The organism is Celeribacter persicus (assembly GCF_003050785.1).
Lineage (GTDB): Bacteria > Pseudomonadota > Alphaproteobacteria > Rhodobacterales > Rhodobacteraceae > Celeribacter > Celeribacter persicus.
Map to the genome: position 1 here is coordinate 1 of NZ_QAOH01000011.1, position 19,847 is coordinate 19,847.

The 19,847-nt window shown below is 57.7% G+C and carries 16 protein-coding genes, 1 tRNA gene and 1 pseudogene; 5 read left to right on the top strand and 13 right to left on the bottom strand.

Annotation, left to right across the window (positions count from 1 at the left end):
- Positions 1-96: 96 nt before the first annotated feature.
- The 10 genes and pseudogenes from C8N42_RS13790 to C8N42_RS13835 form a co-directional block, all read right to left on the bottom strand.
- Positions 97-483, bottom strand: a pseudogene (locus tag C8N42_RS13790) (flagellar basal body P-ring protein FlgI); the annotation flags it as partial.
- Complete coding sequence (locus C8N42_RS13795) at positions 483-1,490, bottom strand: flagellin (protein ID WP_107817162.1); 1,008 nt, start codon at positions 1,488-1,490, stop codon at positions 483-485. The pseudogene C8N42_RS13790 and the gene C8N42_RS13795, both read right to left, overlap by 1 nt.
- A 2-nt stretch (positions 1,491-1,492) precedes the next feature.
- The gene (gene flgK, locus C8N42_RS13800) at positions 1,493-2,950 is read right to left on the bottom strand and encodes a flagellar hook-associated protein FlgK (protein WP_107817163.1); all 1,458 of its coding nucleotides are present in this window, start codon (positions 2,948-2,950) and stop codon (positions 1,493-1,495) included.
- Positions 2,951-2,984: 34 nt separating this feature from the next.
- Positions 2,985-4,280 carry a flagellar hook protein FlgE gene (locus tag C8N42_RS13805; protein WP_107817164.1) on the bottom strand — a complete coding sequence of 432 codons (1,296 nt, stop codon included), beginning with the start codon at positions 4,278-4,280 and terminating at the stop codon, positions 2,985-2,987.
- A gap of 91 nt (positions 4,281-4,371) precedes the next feature.
- Positions 4,372-5,220 carry a flagellar motor protein MotB gene (locus C8N42_RS13810; protein WP_107817165.1) on the bottom strand — a complete coding sequence of 283 codons (849 nt, stop codon included), beginning with the start codon at positions 5,218-5,220 and terminating at the stop codon, positions 4,372-4,374.
- Between the two features lie 153 nt (positions 5,221-5,373).
- A complete protein-coding gene (locus tag C8N42_RS13815; protein ID WP_211309195.1) occupies positions 5,374-9,606 on the bottom strand; it encodes an ExeM/NucH family extracellular endonuclease in 4,233 nt (1,410 codons plus the stop codon).
- A 237-nt stretch (positions 9,607-9,843) separates the two neighbouring features.
- A tRNA-Thr gene (locus C8N42_RS13820) sits at positions 9,844-9,919 on the bottom strand.
- A 73-nt stretch (positions 9,920-9,992) separates the two neighbouring features.
- On the bottom strand, positions 9,993-11,483 hold the full coding sequence (locus tag C8N42_RS13825) for a heme biosynthesis protein HemY (RefSeq protein WP_107817166.1): 1,491 nt from the start codon (positions 11,481-11,483) through the stop codon (positions 9,993-9,995).
- A 12-nt stretch (positions 11,484-11,495) separates the two neighbouring features.
- Entirely contained in the window at positions 11,496-12,674 is a 1,179-nt protein-coding gene (locus C8N42_RS13830; protein WP_107817167.1) for a COG4223 family protein, read from the bottom strand.
- Between the two features lie 82 nt (positions 12,675-12,756).
- On the bottom strand, positions 12,757-13,440 hold the full coding sequence (locus C8N42_RS13835; protein ID WP_170109306.1) for a uroporphyrinogen-III synthase: 684 nt from the start codon (positions 13,438-13,440) through the stop codon (positions 12,757-12,759).
- Between the two features lie 100 nt (positions 13,441-13,540).
- Between C8N42_RS13835 and C8N42_RS13840 the strand changes: the two genes are divergently transcribed.
- From C8N42_RS13840 to C8N42_RS13850, 3 genes are read left to right on the top strand one after another with little or no spacing between them, the layout of a single operon-like run.
- A complete protein-coding gene (locus tag C8N42_RS13840; RefSeq protein WP_107817169.1) occupies positions 13,541-14,509 on the top strand; it encodes an NAD(P)H-dependent glycerol-3-phosphate dehydrogenase in 969 nt (322 codons plus the stop codon).
- Between the two features lie 3 nt (positions 14,510-14,512).
- Positions 14,513-14,785: a YciI family protein gene (locus C8N42_RS13845; protein WP_107817170.1), complete on the top strand. Its 273-nt coding sequence runs from the start codon at positions 14,513-14,515 to the stop codon at positions 14,783-14,785.
- Positions 14,785-15,207, top strand: coding sequence for an EVE domain-containing protein (locus C8N42_RS13850; protein ID WP_107817171.1), 423 nt, complete (start codon positions 14,785-14,787; stop codon positions 15,205-15,207). The genes C8N42_RS13845 and C8N42_RS13850 overlap by 1 nt, the downstream gene beginning before the upstream one ends.
- A 267-nt stretch (positions 15,208-15,474) precedes the next feature.
- Here C8N42_RS13850 and C8N42_RS13855 read toward each other — a convergent pair whose 3' ends face one another.
- Both C8N42_RS13855 and ahcY read right to left on the bottom strand, forming a co-directional pair.
- Positions 15,475-15,816: a DUF2853 family protein gene (locus tag C8N42_RS13855; RefSeq protein WP_107817172.1), complete on the bottom strand. Its 342-nt coding sequence runs from the start codon at positions 15,814-15,816 to the stop codon at positions 15,475-15,477.
- Positions 15,817-15,977: 161 nt separating this feature from the next.
- Complete coding sequence (gene ahcY, locus C8N42_RS13860; protein WP_107817173.1) at positions 15,978-17,372, bottom strand: adenosylhomocysteinase; 1,395 nt, start codon at positions 17,370-17,372, stop codon at positions 15,978-15,980.
- A 156-nt stretch (positions 17,373-17,528) separates the two neighbouring features.
- On the opposite strand from ahcY, the gene C8N42_RS13865 reads away from it, so the two are divergent.
- Together C8N42_RS13865 and C8N42_RS13870 are read left to right on the top strand one after the other, a co-directional pair.
- Positions 17,529-18,119, top strand: a complete 591-nt coding sequence (locus C8N42_RS13865) for an HD domain-containing protein (RefSeq protein WP_107817174.1) — start codon at positions 17,529-17,531, stop codon at positions 18,117-18,119.
- A gap of 279 nt (positions 18,120-18,398) precedes the next feature.
- Positions 18,399-19,292, top strand: coding sequence for a LysR family transcriptional regulator (locus C8N42_RS13870; protein WP_107817175.1), 894 nt, complete (start codon positions 18,399-18,401; stop codon positions 19,290-19,292).
- On the opposite strand, the gene C8N42_RS13875 is transcribed toward C8N42_RS13870, so the two are convergent.
- On the bottom strand, positions 19,289-19,843 hold the full coding sequence (locus C8N42_RS13875; protein ID WP_107817176.1) for an ActR/PrrA/RegA family redox response regulator transcription factor: 555 nt from the start codon (positions 19,841-19,843) through the stop codon (positions 19,289-19,291). The genes C8N42_RS13870 and C8N42_RS13875 overlap by 4 nt on opposite strands.
- Positions 19,844-19,847 lie beyond the last annotated feature (4 nt).

Here is a 19,847-nt window from a genome sequence, read left to right on the forward strand (position 1 = left end):
ACTGGCCGCCAGCGCTCTGTGCGCCCGTCACGCTAAACCCACAAGTGGTCTACTTTTGCGCCGCCCTTTGGTAGGTTTTTACTCCGCCGTTGACACATTCAAAGGCGTCATGATCAGGGTGCCGCCCAACAGGCTCTTGGCATCGCCGATCGCGGAGACGGTCACGTCGATCTTGCTGCCTGCCCGCGAGAAAGGCGGAAAATCGGCCGTTACAAACACTGCGGCCACATTCTTCGGTCGGAATTGTTCCCCGGTCACATTGACCCCGAGACGTTCTAGGATGCTGGACATGATCTCTTCCGTGAACGGGGCGTTGCGGATGCCGTCTCCGGTACCGTTCAAACCGACCACCAGACCATAACCGACAAGATCATTGCCACGCACGCCATCGAATTCCACGAGGTCCTTGATCCGGATGGGGTTCGCCATGGTTGGCAGGGCAAAACAGATGGTGAGCATCAGGGAGAAAAGCGTTTTGAACATCAGAGATAATCCGCGAGGCTGAGTTGCGACATGCGAGCGGTCAGGGTGTAAATCAGTTCAAGCTGCGTTTCCGTTTGCTTGAGCAACGAAGCCGACTCATACGCGTCCGCCGAAATGATTTCGGATTTGGCCGTCTCGTAGGAATAGGTCATGGCAGAGTTCGACAGGTTGGCCTCCTCGATCCGGGCTTCGACACTGCCGACACGCGCCTGAAGATCGGCCAACCCAGCCTGCGCCCCCATGAGCCATTCCCCGGAGCTTCGCAGCAAGGATGCCTGGGCACTTACATCGTTCTCGAAAACGCCTTCATCGACGAGCGAAGCCAGCGCTAGGCCCTTCAAGGTTTCGCGAACAGAATCGTCCAGCGCCGTGATTTCAAGACGTACTGATTCATCCTGGCCGAGCGAGAAGGGAGAAAGCGCGTTGGCGGACCCCTGATAGGCGATGGTTTCATAACCACCACCTGAGGACATGAACCAGTCTTCCACGATGGTTTCGACATCTTCGACGGTGGTCGCACCGGAAACGGCAGCCATCAGTTCTGCCATCATATCGTCTGCGGAAATCAGGGAGGTTTTTCCCGTGGCAGTCCCACTGAGCAGCGACCGATCCCCAATACGCGTGTTCAGGGTCGAAACCACAGCATCAAAACGGGTTCTCGCGTCGGTCGCAGTAACGGAAATGCTCGTCGCATCCGCATTGGTCGAAGCGGTCAGGAGGGTTGAGGACAATTCCTCGACATGGGTGGACACCGACTCAAAACTGGTCTGCATCGCAGTCGTGAACAAACCGGCCTCCTGAATTGCCGTGTCGTAGGAACTCAGGGTTCGCAGGGCCCGTTCGATGGAGGCCAAAGGCGTGAAATTACCGGAGACAGCCTTGGCAAGATCATATTTCTCGCCGCTTGCTACCTCGTAATTGTACCGATCGAGATCCTGTTTCACCTGAGCCGTCATCCGCATGTTGCGCAAAGAAGACGCCATATCCCCGAAAGAAATCGCGCTCACCGTCAAATCTCCATCAGTTGATCCATGAGCGTCTGGATCGTTTCGATCACCTTTGCGTTGGCCGCATAGGCTTGTTCGATCACCAGAAGCTGTTGCATTTCGTAGTCGGTATCGACCCCGTTCGCCAATTCGATCTCCTCCAGAGACTCCTGCCGCGCCGAAGCGTAGCTCAGATCCGCTTCGGCATTGAGCTGGCTGGTTTCCGCCAGAGAATAGATATCGGAGGCAAAGCCCAGCGCGGACCGTTCAATTCCCGTCAGACCGCCCGAAGAGGCAACACGGGAATTTTGCAAGGCTTCGGTCAGGGAATTCAGAATGGTTGCGTCGCCCTGATCGCCCTCGACCGAAGCTCCAAGACCATCGCGAAGTTTCCAAAGGTCACCGCCCTGATCGGGATCGACCAGAGCGTTGACCGAAATACGTCCCGCAAGCCCCTCTTCATCGACAGCGTCGAAAGCGGCACCCCCATCGGTAAACAGGCCAGCCGCACCCGCGACCAAGGTTGTATCGGCATCCATCGTTTGAAACCGTTCGATGAGATCGCGTGCAAGTGCGTCAAGCTCGACCTGGGCCTGTGGAGCAAGTTCGTCGCGCACCTCAAAAAGCCCGGCCAGCTTGCCACCCGCAATCGCGCCCTTTTCCGCATCGGTCGACACAGAAACCCCATTGATCGTCAGCCCCGAAAGCGCCCCGTTTTCAATCGTCATATCAGCCGAGATCGTCGGGGTTGCGGTGAACTCCAAAGTGGCCGCTTTCGAGTCGACCAGAAAGGCACCACCGGAGGTGTAGAGCGAGATCATCCCGTTGTCTTTCTGGATCTCGTTGATCGGTATAAGTTCGGAAATCTGATCCACAAGAGTCTGCCGCTGATCCATAAGGGCATTGGCGTCATAACCTTGGGTGATCTGCTTCTGAATGGCGACGTTGAGATCGACGACTTGTTGCAAAGCGGAATTGAGGAAATCGACGGTCTGGCCGATTTCCTTGTCGGCGGCCATTCTAATGTCAGAGATCGCGTCAGAAGCATCGTTGATCTGTTTTACAAGATCCTGTGCCGCATCGAGGACCGTGGCCAGCCGCGCTTCCGAATCCGGACGGCTGGCGGCTTCGATCAGGGCTGTTTCGAGGCCGGTGATCCGGCCGGCAATCGAATCTTCCTCGTCCACCTGCCCCATCGCGTCGGCATAGGTGTCGTAGAAACCCGCACGCGTATCTTCGAGCGCGACCTCCGCATCCGCGTAGCGGCGCTCGCCCGTCGTCACCGGATCATAGTACCGATTGACGCCGACGACGGAGACACCCGAGCCGGTCTTGCCGACCTGTTGCGACATCAATTCGATCTCGCGCTTGCCATAACCTTCGGTCATGGCATTGGCGACATTCGAGGACACCACATCGGCTGCACGAGACACGGCATTCAAACCCGTCAGCGCATTTGCCAGAGCATTTCCAATACTCATCGTCTATCCTCCTGCCCCCGAAGGTCTTTCAACGTTAGCGTTTGATGTTGGTGGTCTCCTGCAACATTTCATCGACCGTCTGGATGACCTTCGCATTCGACGAATAGGCACGCTGTGTCTGGATAAGGTCGGTCAGTTCAGCCGCGACATCCGTGGTGGAGCTTTCACGTGCGTAACCTTCGATGGTGCCCGTCGGTCCGTCGCCAGCATCCCACAGGAAGAAGGAACCGGAATTCGGCGACACTTGATAGGTCTGGTTGCCCAAAGCGGTGAGACCATTGGCATTCGGAACGTCCACGAGCGGAATCTGATAGATCACACGGGTAAAGCCGGTGTCGTAGGTCGCGGTGATATAGCCACCATCGTCAATCTCTACCGAGGTGAGGTTCCCAACAGGCGAACCGTCCTTGGTGATCGAGGTCGGTGCGAAACTGTCGGACAGCTGGGTGAGGCCGTTGGTGTCCCCTGGCTTGCCGATGGTCATTTCGATCGGGCCGCCATCGACCGTCAAAGCCAGCGTGCCATCCGTGGAGTCGTAATCGGCCCCCACCGGGTTGTTCGCCGTCGGCGTCACGGAGGACAAGGTCCCTCCGGAACCCCGGGAGTCATCGAACACAAGCGTGTATTCCCCGATGATCGCCCCACCCGAAGCGGAATCGGTGATCGTCATCGTCCAGGTGTTTTCCGTCGAGGTGTCCGGCGTGAAGGTGATGTCGAGCGATTCAGACGTGCCAAGGTTGCCGAAATATTCCACGGAAAGCGGCAAGGCGGAATCGGCATCCTCAGCCGGAAGGTTGACGCCTAGGTTGATTTCCGTCGTCGGATCGCCAGCGGTCTGGTTCGAATTGATGACCACAGGTTCGAGCCCGGTCATCGTGTCACGCGCATAAGTGGCGATCGAGCCATCCGCCTCCGCTGGCCAGCCAAGAAGCACAAGACCCGAGTCGGTTTTCAGAATTCCGTCGGCATCGGTGTAAAATGAACCCGTGGTGGTCATCATCAGGGGTTGATCGCCCATTGTGCCATCCAGAGAAACCTCGGTCGTGACCGGGATGAAACCATTGCCGGAAACCGCAATGTCGGTGGCATTGGAGGTGGACACGAGTGCGCCCTGTTCCCCGATCAGACGCGAGCTGCTGGCACGCACACCACCGGCCGAATAAGTCCCGGAATTCGTCGAACCACTGATGACAAAGGATTCGAATTCCGTCTCCGCCCGTTTGTAACCATAGGTCCCGGAATTCGCGATATTGTCAGAGATGGTCCCAAGACGGGTGGCATTGGCGGCAAGCCCGGCCACACCCGCGTTGAGTGAGGAAGAAATAGACATGGGGATAGCGCCTTTCTGCTGCTGAAACCCGAAGAACTGATCCCAGCATGCACGGCGCGCCTTAACGCCCCCCTAACGTCTAAAATGCGATCTATTTCCTGATCTGATTGCGCAGCAAAACGATCTCGACCCGGTTGTTACGCGGCGCCATGGGATTGCCGACCACCGGCTTTCGATCCGCAGAACCGGTCACGCGTTGCATGCGTATCGACAGGGTGCCACCCGCCTCCAGCAATAGACGAATCCGGTCGGCGCGCCGGGTCGACAAATCCCAGACAGGGTTCTCCGCCACGACCAGAGGTTCGGACCGCACATGGCCTGTGATCGCGATGTCATTGCGCACGATCTTGAACACTTCGGACAACATGCCGACCAAAACCACGAGAACCTCCTCGGGTTCCGCCGTTCCGGGGGTAAAAAGCGGCTCTCCCTCCAGATCGTAAAGTTCGATGATCAACCCCTCGTCGGTGACACGGGTCACGATATGACGCAGGGCCTTGTCCGCCGCCATGCTTTCCCCGCTATAGGCGGTGAGAAGTTCCTGCGCCTCGGCGAAAGACTTGGCCTCCATGGCCTTTGCCGCATCCTGCTCGGCGGAGGTATCATTTTTGGCCGCCCCGCTGTCGCTTGCGGCATGAGCACTCGAAGCACCCGTACCGTTTTGCGACAGGGTTTCCTCGGTAAACACGGAATCACCGCCGAAGGAGCCATCGCCACCACCGGAAACACGGTTCACCGGAATGGTCGGATTGAAATAATCCGCCAGACCCTTGCGCTGTTTTTCCGTTGTCGCATTGAGCAACCACATCAGGAGGAAGAAAGCCATCATTGCCGTCACGAAGTCCGCATAGGCAACCTTCCAGGCCCCGCCGTGATGGCCGCCGCCCTGAATGACCTTTTTCCTCTTGATGATAATCGGAGCGTTACCCTTCCCGCTCATACCACCACCTCATATTCACCCGAAGCGAGAAATATCAGAGAGGAATGAACACGGGCTTAACCCATAAAATTGAAGGGATTCTGCACATTCCGATTGGACAAAGAAAAAGCGCGAAACCCGCGCTTTTTCCTGTTTCGTGCTGCCGTCTGGAGATCAGGCAACCAGCGGCGTGTCACCAAAATCCAGACCGATGATCAGCGGATCGTGGTCAGAGGAAGCATAGACACCGTCGTTGTAGAAATCTGGATCGTTGTAATCCGTGTCATAACCGATCAGGTCCGGCTCATCGGCATTGATATGCCATTCGGTGACGCCGGTCACGTTATCAGCCAGTTCGCTGTCGGCGAGACCCTGATCCAGCGTACCCTGCTGCCCGTCGTAGACATAGGAATAGGCGTTCTCCTGGCCAATGAATTCGTCGATCAGATCCACGAGACCCGCCTCGTCATCGAGATATTGGACCGCGTCTTCTTCGGCATAAGAGTTCATATCGCCCAGAAGCAGATAATTGCTCACCCCCGTGCCGTCCTCGCCGTATTCCGTGGCAATCCATTCAGTGAGTTCTTCGGCTGCGTCGAGACGCACACCGTTCCAGAAGCCCTGACCATCGCCTTGGTCAAAGTTCTCGTCAGCGTAGAGCTGAGCCAGAAGGTCGGCCACGGTGTCGTAATCCGCAGACCCTGCATTGGAGGTCAACCAACTTTCGGCTGCATCGGCCACATCCTGAAGATCGCTGTCGCCTTTCGATTTGAAATGCGAGGAGACCACGGTGAAGGTTTCGCCGCTTTCATTGTCCATGAAGGTTGCGGCAACAGAAGGACGGTTGCGCTGATAATCTTTGAAGCTCGTACCCACGAGATCGGCAAGCGCAGAAGCGATGCCATAGGTCACAGCGGCGGAGCTTTCGTCGTACACGAGATAATCGGTGTAGAGCAGGGTCACCGCCGAACTGTCGTAAATGATCCCTGTGGTGATGGCATCCGTCCCGATCTCACCGCCTGTACCGGTCGGATCGACATAGGCGTAAGTCGCGTCTGTCCCTTCGGCGTTCAACAGATCGACCAGCGTGGCAATCGCGGTGCCGTTGTTCTCGATCTCCTGGAGCGCCAAAACCTCGGCCCCCGTGCCAATGATGCCCTCGACGATTTTCGAGGACTGGCGGTCGAATTCTTCCTGATTGTCCGCACCGCGTTCCCCGAAACTCGTGAAGAAGTTGAGCACGTTGTAGGAAGCGACCTGAAGCGTGCCACCGACTTCTTCGGGGCTGTCCTCACGTGCGCCGACGTTGGTGCTCTCATCGAACACGATCGTGTCGGAGACGTTCACCGTCCATTCGTCATAGGAGAAGGTCAGAACCCCTTCGACGCTATCGACGATCTCGGCGCCCAGACGCACGGTGGTGCCGTCGTCGGAGAAATCGTCGCCGCTGTCGAGCACACCGTCGCCATCGTCGCCCGCCCCGCCCGGAAGATAGGAAATCTCGGTCGGGTTGCTTTCCGAAGAGCCGTCATCGAGCACGAGGGACGCATTCTCATTGGCCTCGACCAGCGCCGCGATTTCATCTGCCTGTGTCTGAGCGTCATAAATCTGCGTCGGCGTGGTCTGTGTACCGGCGGAAATGCTGATCGTGCCATAGTAATCGAGATTGTAATTCTCGATCACGGTCAGCGGATCGGCGGTTCCGGTGGTCACGGAAACCAGCATACCCTCGATGGCCTCGTAATTCTGTGCCGTGTCTGGGGACAGCGCAATGGTAACCCGTTCCGGCAGGATATTATCCGAGGAAATAATCTCGACCCCGGTCACGGAAGTGATCTCGGTCAGCCCGTAATATTCGGTCACGGACCCGGAAACCTCGACCAGATCGCCAAGGCTGACGGCATAGCCGCCGCCGGTATAGACATAGATCGCCTCGGAGGTCAGCGCATTGCCGTCGCTGTCGGCATCCTCTTCCTGAATGTAAAACCCGTCATCGGTGACATAGGTCACAACCGCCGATACGGTGACTCCCTGCCCCACGAAACCGGAGCTTTCACCCTCGCCCTGAATTTCCGAGATCAGCGTGATTTCAGCCGGTTCGTCATCACCGCCGGGCACGGACGCCTCCGGGCCGGAGGTTACGAAAACATTGTCGATATAGAGCGCTTCGCTGGCAGCGTTGCTGTCGAACTCGACAATCAGGCTTGCCGTGGAAACATCCGCAGACAGCGTGGCCGTCAGCGTCATCCAGGAGCCCTCGATGTTCATGTCATCAATGTCCTGCCCGGTGCTGTCGAGCAGCGTCACAATGCCAAGATCGGTCTGGATGTAGATGTTCACCAGATCGTCGGCTTCCCATCCGGTCGATTGCAGGAAGGTATCCAGAGAAACGGTCACCTCGCCCATCCCGGACAGGTTCAGCTCATCGAAGGTCATGGTCAGAAGCCCGTCACTATCGGACAGTTCATAACCCTGAACACCATCGGTGAAACTGCCCACGGCACCGGTGTAGTCTTGCACCCCGATATAATCGCCGTCCGAGATGCCGACATCGTCGCGCGTGTCGGTCCAGCTCAAATCATAACCCCAATAGCCATTCGAAGCCTCGGTGCTGTCGACAGAGGCCAAGCCGTCCACATTGACCAGATCGACCGTCGCGCCATCTTCGACAAGGCTGCCATCGGCCTCGGCAAAAACATATTGCGACCCGGCCGCTTCGGTCTCAAAGCTTTGGGTGAGCTGGAAAATCTCCTCGACCGCCACGTTGTCGATATAGAGAGTTTCCGAACTGGAATTGCTGTCGAGTTCAACAATCAGCGTCGCCTCGGTCACATCGGCGCCAAGCGTCGCAGAGAGCGACAGCCATTCGCCCTCGATGCCCATATCGTCGATGTCCTGCCCGGTGCTGTCGAGCAACGTCACCACACCCTGATCGGTCTGGATGTAGATCTTCACCAGATCGTCGGCTTCCCATCCGGTTTCCTGCAAGATGGCGTCGATGGAGAATTTCACCACGGTGTTGGCGTTCAGCGTGGACATATCGACCGTGTCGAAGGTTAGGCGCAAAAGCCCGTCGGCGTCCTGAAGCTCATAGCCCTGAATACCGTCACTGAAACTCCCGACGGTGCTGGAATAATCCGTCACACCGACGTAATCGCCATCCGAAAGCCCGGTATCGCCACGGGTGTTTTCCCAGCTCAAATCGAAACCGAGATAGCCATCGGAGGCCTCGGTGCTGTCGACCGTGGCCGTACCGTCGTTTTCAACGTCGATAATCGTGCCAAGTTCCGTCAGGGAACCGTCGGTTTCCGCGACCGTGTAGGAGCCACCCGCCGCTTCGGTTTCAAAGCTCTGTGTGATCTGGATCGGATCCCAGAGGTTTTCGACGGCGACACTCACCACGACACTGTCGGAAGCGCCGTATTCGTCGGTCACGACCACGCTCAGCTCATAGATGTTGTCACCATCGGCATCGGTCGGGGCCTCGTAATCGGGGGCCGTAGCGAAAGTAATCTCACCCGTTTCGGCGTCGATGAGAAACAGCGCGGCATCGGCCCCTTCGAGCGAGTAGCTCAGCACTGCGCCTGCATCGACATCGGAGGCAGAGAGATCGAACACAACGGCAGTGCTGTTCTCTTCCGCGGAAATTTCGACTGTCGCGATGCTCAGAACCGGCGCATCGTTTTTACCAGTGATGGTCACGGTCACGGTTGCCGTATCGCTGCCGCCGAACCCGTCGTCGACCGTATAGGTGAAGGTATCGGTAATCGTTTCGCCCTCGGCAAGCGCATCGAACAACGTGCCCGGATCGTAGCTGATCTGCCCGCCGATCAACGTCACAGAGGCACCAAGCTCAGAGATCGCGGACACGGCGGCAATTACCATCTCGTCACCATCGAATTCCGCATCATTGGCCAGAAGCGCTTCGGCGTCGATCACAAGCACAGCGTTCTCGGTGGTTTCCACCGCATCGTCACCTGCCAGAACCGCGTTGTTCCTCCCGTTGAGGTAAAGCGTGTAATCGTCCGCTTTGAAATAAAGCGCTTCGATCCCCGTCAGGATGTCTCGGCCCCGGTCCGCCACATCGCCAACCGACGCGATGGTCAACGCCAGCGGTGCAGAGAAACAGCGATGCCCGTACGCCCGAATATCATAATCGAAAATCGACCCGTCATAGACCGCGGTATCGAAACCTCTGCCCCCATCGAGGACATCATTACCCGCCCCGCCATAGAGCGTGTCGTTGCCGCTCAGGCCCTTGATCAGATCCTTGCCATCGCCGCCTTCGAGCATATCGTTAAACCGGGAGCCGATCACAGGCTCGACACGGTGATGCGCCCCTCTGTCATGATGCCCACGGGCAAATTTATGGGCGCTACCGCCCGCATAACCAAATCGCTTATTCATCAGAGAAGCCCTCACATGTAACAGACCCAATCAGGCTAATCGGATGTCAGAATCAGATCACAGCCACATGACATGGTGAGGGAAAAAATTTCGGACAGCGCATATTTTTTTATCAATTAATCAGAAATTGACCAAGGAAAGCGCCAGAAAACAACAGCGTAACACCATGTACAACCCGACCTTCGGGGAAACGCCCGGTACAACCTGCTGCTTTGAGATGATTTCTCTTTTGGAAAGTGGTGCCGGTGAAGGGACTCGAACCCCCGACCCCATCATTACGAATGACGTGCTCTACCAGCTGAGCTACACCGGCACTTTCCTTTGCCGGAAGACCGCGCTTCCGGCGTGAACGGGTCTTTAACACCCTCTTTCAAAGGTGTGTAGCCCTAATTTTCAACCTTGGTCTTTTCCTCCGGCTCGGCAGGGGTCACATCGACCATTGAGGGCATGTCGTTCCCGTCTTCCTCAAGGATTTCCGCCTCCTCGCTCTCCGGTTCCGGTGTGGCGCCCACGATCATCGGAAGCATTTCGGTGCCAGCCGGCATCGCCACCTCGGAATGCGTCGGTTTGCGCCAGCTCAGCGTGTCGAACCCACCGCAATTCTCACAGACCGGCGTCCATTCCGCGTGGATCGTCTGGCATTTGTCGCAGACCCATTGCGGGCCGCGCGGCGCGGTCAATGCCCGGGTCAACCAGCCACGCACCACGACATCGTCGGAACCTTCGCCGCGCTCGATCGCCGCCAGAATCGTCAGGCTGCGGGCGGTCGGGTTGATCTCTGCCAGATCGCCCAGCGCACGCCGCGCCGCCGGGAAATCTTCGGCGGCAATGTAAAGCTCCGCCAGAAGCATTTTCGTCTCAGGGTCCTCCGGGTGAATCTTGGTCAGAGCTCCAAACCGTTTGAGGCGTTGCTCCGGGGTTTCCTTCGGTTCGATGCGCGCGAAAGCGGCGGCCAGATCGGGATGCGGCTGGGCCTCCCAAGCCTTTTTGAGCACCCGCGCGGCCTGCCGCCCCTTGCCCTCCGTAACATATTCGTCGGAGGCCATGACCGCCGCCGGGATCAGATCCGGGGATTTTTTATTGGCCTCAATCGCTGCTTCGCGCGCCTCAATGCTCGCACCTTTTTCGAACACACCCTTGGCCTGCGACAGGGCCAGAACCGCATCGCGCCGTTTGTGAACGTCCCGCGGAATCGCTCCGTGTTTCAGCTTGGCCGACAACGTGCCACGCGCGGCAGACCAATCGCCTTTCTCCGCCTGAAGACGCAGCAGGATATCCTGCGTTTCAACATGTTTCGGTTTCAGCGCAAAGGCTTTTTCCGCCAGTTTCAGCGCCGTATCCGTATCGCCCTCTTCGAGCTTTTGCTTCATGATGCCCTGAACACCCACGAACCGCGTGCGCTCATCGGCCACAAGTTGCTTGAAGGCGCGCTCTGCGGTCAGCTTGTCGCCATTCATCACCGCTGCCTGAGCCTTCAAAAGATTGGTCAGTTCGGGTTTTTGCAGGTATTTCTCCGCTTTTGCCGCCTTGGCCAGCGCCTGCCTCCCATCACCAGAGGCCAGCGCCATCATGCCCTCGGTCACAGCTTCGATGCCCTTTTTCTCCCGGTTTCGGTCGAAATAACGCGAGATCGCGGTTTCATCACCGAGCAGGAATTTCATCACAGCCACCAGAAGCCCGAGTAGTTTCAAGACGACATAAATCACAACCACCAAGGCAATCAGCGCCAGAACAACCTTGAGCGGGGTCAGGCTGATCTCCACAGAACCAAAGGCAATCTGTGCACCGCCCTCCATGTCCATGAGCACCATGCCGCCGTAGGCAAGTGCTGCAACGATCAGAACGAAAAGAACGATTTTGACGAGGGACCAGAGCATGTTGAACCTCCCTTACTGACCAAGAACTTCATCAAGGGCAGTCATTGCATCCACCCGTTTTTGCGCCTCTGCGATCCAGGGCTGCATTTCGGCCTTGCCCGCCTCCGGCAGTGCCCCAAGCGTTTCGATGGCCTTGGCGAACATGCCGTCGCGCACCGATTGTTCGGCACGAGACAGAATCGCATCCGCGTCATCGCCCTCTTTCGGCTTGGTCGACCGCAACCCGATCTGCGTGCGCAAAACCGTCTGGAACCAGCTTTCCTCCCCGGCTTCATAAGCTACACGCGAAGCCGCAACGAGAGCTTTGCGCGCGGCCTCAGCATAGCTTTCCTGCAACTCCGTGACACTTGGAATGCCCGTTTGCGCCGCGTCTTGCAGAGCCTGCGGCACATCGCCGCCGATATCCGTCAAAGCTTCCGCAAAGGGTTCGCCGGCATCGACCAGCGTTTGCAGCCGCGCTTTTGCGGTTGCCGCACGGGCTGCGTTTTCCTCGGCGACGGCCTTGTCCTTGGCCTCTTCGAGCCGGGCGATTTCACTGTTGAGCAGGTCCTGCATCTGCGCCAGTTGCCGCTCATAGGCAGCCGTTGCTTCTGGCGAGACGATAGCCTCCGCCACAGGGCGCGCTTCGATCTGCGTCACGCGGTCCTCGAAGCCCTTCAACCGATCCGACAGGGATGCAATCTCCGCACTCTTGTCCATCTCGGAAATTTTTTGCTCAAGCACGCTGCGCAACGCATCCTGCGACGCGGCTTGTGCCTTCGCCTGCGCTTCGCTTGCGCTTTGCATCTCGGCCAGTTGCGCTTTCAGAGCAGTAATCTCCTGCACCAACTCTTCGGTATTCGTACCGGGGAAGGGCCAGCCCTCCGGTTTCAAGAAATTCGCAGCGCCATAACCCAGAGCGACACAAATCACCCCACCCAGCACCATCGGCACGAAGCCGCCGCGTTTGACGACCGTAGGGGCGGGGACCGTCTCTGGTTGTTTCTCTTCCAAAACCGGTTCTGGCTCAGCAGTGTCCTCATCGGACGACTCGGAATTCTCCTCAGCCCCTATATCCTCGTCGGAAACCTTCGGTGATTCATCCTCTGGCTCGGCTTCGGATGCCCCTTCCTCTGCCACAACCTCTTGATCCTGAACATCTTTCTCGTCGTTTTTCACGGCGTCCAGCGGGGTTTCTTTATCACCTGGCATGAGACTAACCTTTCGATTCCAGAACCAATTTTACGATCGTACAGGAAACTTAGACCCTGAGGCCTGCGCCCTCAAGCCGCGATCAGGAAAGCTTTGATGCAATTACCTGTTTCATTGTTTCACCATCCGGATGCTCCGCGACGCAAATGGACTTTACGACCGGGCCTGACCAAGCTTCCCGACAGGCCTCGGAAATCGCGACAAGCGTCAATTCGCCCGTATAACCGGCAAGATTTTCAGACAGGATTTGCGCCGAACGCGGTGAATAAAGCGGCACCAGGAGGTGGGGCTGATGGAAAATCTCGCACTGCTCCGCGGTGGTCCAAGATCGCGCAATCTGATCGTAAACGACACGCTCATTCGTCTCTAATCCAGAGGAAATGAGCCTTTCGGCAACATTTCCGCGCGTATGGTACCCATGAAGATGCAGCGCCCGACTGCCTTTTTGATCCGCCAGACCACGCACCAGATCATCCGCCGTCGGGAAAACCGCCCGAACCGTCAATCCCGCCACTTCGGCCTTGCGTGCCGTGGCGGCGCCGACGCAGACCACGGGCAGATTACCGCAATTCAACGCCGCCGGAATCGCATGCTGCGAACTGATCAACACCAGATCAAAGGGCTCATCCGGCAGATCAAAGGGCAGGGGGCGGATTTCCAGCACCGGCGCGAGGATCACGGAAAGCTCTGGGACAAGTGCCCGCAACTCCTCCGCCAGCCGTTCGGCATCGTCCTTCGGGCGCGTGATCAGGAGCGGTAGCGGCAAAATCGGTCTCGGGATTGTCTGACTTCTCTCCCGGTGATACCTCCCAATGAGCCGTTAAACAATCTTGCAGAACCGCAGAGGCACAGGGGAGAGATAGGTCGTGAGTCAGATTTCCGTCCTCGGCGCAGGCGCTTTCGGAACCGCACTGGCCATTTCACTGGCGCGCTCGGGTCGCAACATTACCCTCTGGGCACGATCCAGCGAGGCGGCGGATGCAATGCAAGTGACGCGGGAAAATGAGCGACGTCTCCCCGGCAAAGCTTTTCCCGAGAGCATCACAGCCACCGCTGATCTGCGCATGGCTTGTGAAGCACCTGTGCTATTGCTCACGGTCCCGATGCAACAGCTTGCCGAATTCTGCGCGACAAACAAGACCCTGATCCAGCACAAAACGCTTGTATGTTGCTGCAAAGGGGTCGATCTCAAATCCGAACGCGGGCCTCTGGCGGTACTCGAAGACACCCTGCCGGAGGCCGATATCGCCATTCTTTCGGGCCCGTCTTTCGCGGTCGATATTGCCGATGGTTTGCCCACGGCGCTGACATTGGCCGGGCGTCACCAGGACACTGTGGACCGGCTTCAGGCCCTGCTCACGACCAACAATATTCGCCTCTATTCCAGCCTCGACCCCCTCGGCGTCGAGTTTGGTGGGGCGCTCAAGAATGTTATCGCCATCGCCTGTGGGCTCGCCATCGGCGCGGGCCTAGGAGAAAGCGCGCGCGCCGCACTGATGACGCGTGGATTTGCCGAGATGCAGCGTCTTGCGCTGCGGCTCGGGGCCGATCCGGCGACGCTTTCGGGCCTGTCCGGATTTGGTGATCTGGTGTTGACCTGTACCTCGAAGAAATCCCGCAACTATTCGCACGGGCTCAAAATCGGGTCCGACGTCGCCATTGACCCGGCTGTGACGGTCGAAGGTGTCGCAACGGCGCAGGCGGTTACGCATTTGTCTCAAGGGCTCGGGATTGATATGCCGATCACAACAGCCGTGACACAAATCCTGAACGGCCAGATATCCATATCCGAGGCGGCGGAGGTCCTTCTCGCCCGCCCATTGAAAAGGGAGTAATCCATGAAATACGCGGTCATTTGCACCGACAAACCCGGCGGGCTGCAAATCCGGCTCGACACGCGCCCGGATCATGTCGAATATTTGAAATCCTGTGGTGTGGTCGAGCGGGCCGGGCCGTTTCTCGATGCCGAGGGTAACATGTCCGGTTCTCTCGTGATCATCGAGGTCGATGACCTTGAGGCCGCAAAAGACTGGGCGGCGAACGATCCCTACGCCAAGGCGGGACTTTTCGCGGATGTTCGTATCGAAGCGTGGAAACAGGTGATCGGCTGATGGCACACTGGCTTTTCAAATCCGAAGCGGAAGTCTGGTCATGGGATCAGCAGGTTGCCAAAGGCGAGGCTGGCGAGGAATGGGACGGCGTGCGCAACTATCAGGCACGCAACAACATGCGGGCGATGAAGCTTGGCGAACGCGGGTTCTTTTATCATTCGCGCAAGGAAACGGAGATCGTCGGCATCGTCGAGGTCTGCGCCGAGGCGCACCCGGACAGCAAGGCAAATGATCCGCGCTGGGAATGCGTGGACATCAAGGCCGTGCGTCCTTTCAAAAAACCGGTGACGCTTGCCATGTGCAAGGAAGATCCGCGGCTCAAGGATATGGTTCTGGTGAACAACAGCCGCCTGTCGGTTCAGCCGGTCACGGACGAAGAGTGGAAGATCGTCTGCGAACTCGGTGAAACCGATCCGTCCTGACCCGATGATGTCATGAAAAAGGAGGGTTCCGAGCCCCCGGAACCCTCCACCACCCCACGTGCTCCCAAGCACCACACGTGTTCGAATTTCAAAGGGTCCGGGCCGTCCTGGTCCGTGTATTCAACCTAGGGTTTTTGCCGATTCCGTGCAAACCCGAAGTAATTCAGGTTGGATATGAATTCGAAACCTCTGCTTAACCCGCAAAGCCCCCGGACATGACAAAGCCGCCCCAAAAGGAGCGGCCCTGTTAGTAATGCGCGATCAAGATCAGGCGTAGACAGCTTCCTTGCCGAAATGCTTGACCAGAAGATAGTAGAAAACCGCGCGGTATTTGTTGCGCTCGGACTGGCCGTAGGTTTCGATCGCCGCGTTGATCCCGTCCATCAGTTCCGGACCATCAGCAAGGCCAAGTTTCTTGATGAGGAAGTTGTTCTTGACGGTCTCAAGTTCGCTCTCCTGAGACGCCGCCACGGTGGAGGCATCGTCATTGTAGATCGCCGGACCGCAGCCGATGGTCACTTTCGTCAAGAGATCCATATCCGGTTCCATACCGCATTTGGATTTCAGATCTTCGGCATATTTCGCGATCAGGTCGTCACGTTTTCCCATAGTCGTTCTCCCACCATCAAAGAGTTTCAGGCTTATCATAAAAGCCGTTTTTCAGGCTCGAAGTGAGCCTAGAAGGAAGCCAGCCCAATACAAAGGGAAAATTTTCATGAAAAAGGCCCCCTCGTAGCGTCACGAGAGGGCCTCATCCTGAAAGCACAGAATCAGTAGCGGTAATGCTCCGGTTTGAACGGACCGTCCTGAGTCACACCGATGTAGTCCGCCTGCTCTTTCGACAGTTGCGTCAGTTTGACTCCGATCCGCTCAAGGTGCAGACGTGCCACTTTCTCGTCGAGGTGCTTCGGCAGGATGTAGACATCGTTCTCGTATGTGTCGCCATTGGTCCAAAGCTCGATCTGCGCCAGCACCTGATTGGTGAAGGAGGCAGACATCACGAAGGACGGGTGGCCGGTGGCGTTCCCGAGGTTGAGAAGGCGGCCTTCGGAGAGAAGGATGATCTTGTTGCCCGAAGGCATTTCGATCATGTCCACCTGATCCTTGACGTTGGTCCATTTGTGGTTCTTGAGCGCTGCGACCTGAATTTCATTGTCGAAATGGCCGATATTGCCGACGATGGCCATGTTCTTCATCTCGCGCATATGCTCGATGCGGATGATGTCCTTGTTGCCGGTGGTGGTGATGAAGATGTCGGCGTCCTTCACCACATCTTCGAGCAGAACGACCTCGAATCCGTCCATCGCCGCCTGAAGCGCACAGATCGGATCGACCTCCGTCACTTTCACGCGCGCACCGGCACCCCGCAGGGAGGCGGCGGAGCCTTTGCCCACATCGCCATAACCGCAGACCACAGCGACTTTGCCCGCCATCATCACATCGGTCGCGCGGCGAATGCCATCGACGAGCGATTCCTTGCAGCCGTATTTGTTGTCGAATTTCGATTTGGTCACGGAATCGTTCACGTTGATCGCCGGGAAGGGCAGGAGGCCCTTTTTCACCAACTCATAGAGACGGTGCACGCCGGTCGTGGTTTCTTCCGACACACCCTTGATCGCATCGCGCTGTTTGGTGAACCAGCCGGGGCTGTCCTTCAGGCGTTTCCTGATCTGGTTGAACAGGGCCACTTCTTCTTCCGAAGTCGGCACTTCGATCAAATCTGTTTCACCGGCTTCGACGCGGGCCCCCAGAAGGATGTAAAGCGTCGCATCGCCACCGTCATCGAGGATCATGTTGCAGGCGCCTTCCTCGAACTGGAAGATTTTATCCGCATAATCCCAATATTCCTCAAGGGTTTCGCCCTTGGTCGCAAAGACTGGAATACCAGCCGCCGCAATCGCCGCTGCGGCATGGTCCTGCGTCGAGAAGATGTTGCACGACGCCCAGCGCACATCCGCACCCAACGCCACCAGCGTTTCGATCAGAACCGCAGTCTGAATCGTCATGTGCAGGGAGCCCGCAATGCGTGCGCCCTTGAGCGGTTTGCTTTCACCGTACTCATCCCGCAGAGCCATCAGCCCCGGCATTTCGGTTTCGGCAATATCGAGCTCCTTGCGCCCGAATTCCGCGAGAGAGATGTCTTTGACGATATAATCGGTGCCCATCGGTGGCTCCTGCTTGAACATGAGAGTTTGGAGGCTGGTTAGCAGCTTGGCCCTCTGCTTACAACGCAGAGCCATTGATTTCCGGTTAAGCCGAGAAAAATCATAGAAACCGAATGGGGACGGAGATACCTAAAGCGTGACACAGAAGAGGGTGACATGGCTCAGACGCGCGCATGGCAAAGGATGCTGTCGGGACGCAGGCTCGATCTGCTCGACCCGACGCCGATGGATATCGAGATCGAGGACATCGCCCACGGGCTCGCTTTTGTGGCGCGCTGGAACGGGCAGACGCGGGGCGATTATGCCTATTCCGTCGCCGAACATTCCATTCTGGTCGAAGAGATTTTCCGCCGTCTCTACCCGAAAGAGCCGATCAAATGGCAATTGGCAGCGCTTTTGCACGATGCGCCGGAATATGTCATCGGCGATATGATTTCCCCGGTAAAGGCCGCAATCGGCCCGGATTACGGTGCACTGGACGAACGCCTCACCGCCGCAATTCATATCCGGTTCGGCTTACCCGCAAAAATTCCGGCGACGATCAAGAAGAAGATCAAAAAGGCGGACAAGGTCTCCGCCTGGCTGGAAGCCACTCAGATCGCCGGGTTTTCAGAAGCGGAAAGCAACAGGTTCTTTGGTCGGATGAACCCCGACCTGGTCCGCGATCTGCGCATCCATCTGCGCCCGCCGGTCGAGACACGCAATGCGTTCACGCGGCGGCATGCGGAACTGATGGCTGCGCTTTGATCTCGTGTCGCACAGAAAAAAGGCCGAGCTTTCCGGGAAACACCCGAAGATGCTGAACCCATGCGGCGCGGACGAATTGGCCTGTCTTGCGCCGGCGCGCCAGAATCTCGCGGCGATGCTGCACCTCCGGGGAGGTCATATCCGGCCCGCGCATCATTTCGTTTGCGATTATCTGTAACATGGGTTTACTCCTGAAAAGCTCGACATTGGCTTTATCTATTACCTATGATGAAATCGTTCCACTCAGGGATTTTTTGAAACTGTAAGTAAAATTTACATATGCCCGACATCGACTGGCGTCATATGCCTTCCCTCTCAACCCTGCGCGCCTTTGAGGCAACCGCACGTCTTGGTTCGTTCACAGCCGCGGGTCGGGCGCTAAACGTCACCCATGCTGCGATCACACAGCAAGTCCGCGCGCTGGAAAAGGACCTCGGGCTGACATTGGTGCAGCGGGAGGGCAGGGGGATGGCGCTTACCGAAGCCGGACGGCAATTGGCGGAGGCGCTGTCCGAAGGTTTTGCCACAATTTCCGACGGGATTGCAGAGGCACGCAACGGGCCAAGATCGCGCGGGCTTCGGGTGACCTGCACCCCCGCGCTGTCCTATGCCTTCATCATTCCGCGGCTCGGACAATTCTGGGACGATCACCCCGACATTCCCGTTTCCCTGACGCCCTCCGGTTCGGTTGACGACCTGAAACGGCGGCAATTCGATCTCGGCATTCGCACCGGCAGCGGCAACTGGCCCGGTGTCGATGTCGAGCCCCTGTGGAGGACGCGGATCATCCTTGTCGCCAGTCCGATCCTGATCGGCAAACACGGCGGGGATGTGGCGGCTCTGCCGCTGCAAAACATGCCTTGGATACGGTCGCGGGCACAGCTGGACGACATTGAGTTGATGCGAAAATGCGGGGTGGACGAAAACAAAGTGTCGGCAATCTTCATTGAGGGACAATCGGAAAGCGTACAGGCCGTTGTGCGTGGCGTCGGCATGACGTTCGTGTCGGAAATCGCGGTGAGCGACGATCTGAAAAGCGGGGGGTTGGTGCACTTGCCCTACGATCTCGGGCAGGGCTTCACCTATTTCGCCGCCACCCCTAAAGGGGTGGAGCACCCTTCCACCCGGTTGTTTATCGACTGGTTGAAGACGCTTGCGCCTGAAGCATCTTAACGCGGGGAGCGTTTCGCCAAAATGCGCTGAAGTGTCCGGCGGTGCATGTTGAGACGGCGCGCGGTTTCCGAGACGTTGCGGTCGCAAAGCTCATAGACCCGCTGGATATGCTCCCAACGCACACGATCAGCGGACATTGGGTTTTCCGGCGGCGGCGGAAGCTCGTCGCTCGTGGCCAGAAGCGCATGCACGATGTCATTCGCGTCAGCGGGCTTCGAGAGATAATCCGTCGCGCCGATCTTCACGGCGGCTACGGCGGTGGCAATGGCTCCATAGCCGGTCAGAACCACGATCCGGCTGTCCGGGCGTTTTTCGCGCAACACTTCGACCACATCGAGACCGTTACCATCTTCAAGTCGCAAATCGACGACCGCATAGGCTGGCGGGCGCGCCGTGGCGATTGCACGACCGGCAGCGACGGAACCGGCCATTTCGACATCGAAACCGCGTTTTTCCATCGCACGCGCAAGGCGCCGCAGAAACGGTTCGTCGTCATCGACCAAAAGCAGCGACTTGTCTTCGCCCAGTTCCAGTGTCTCGTCCGCGTCCATCCCG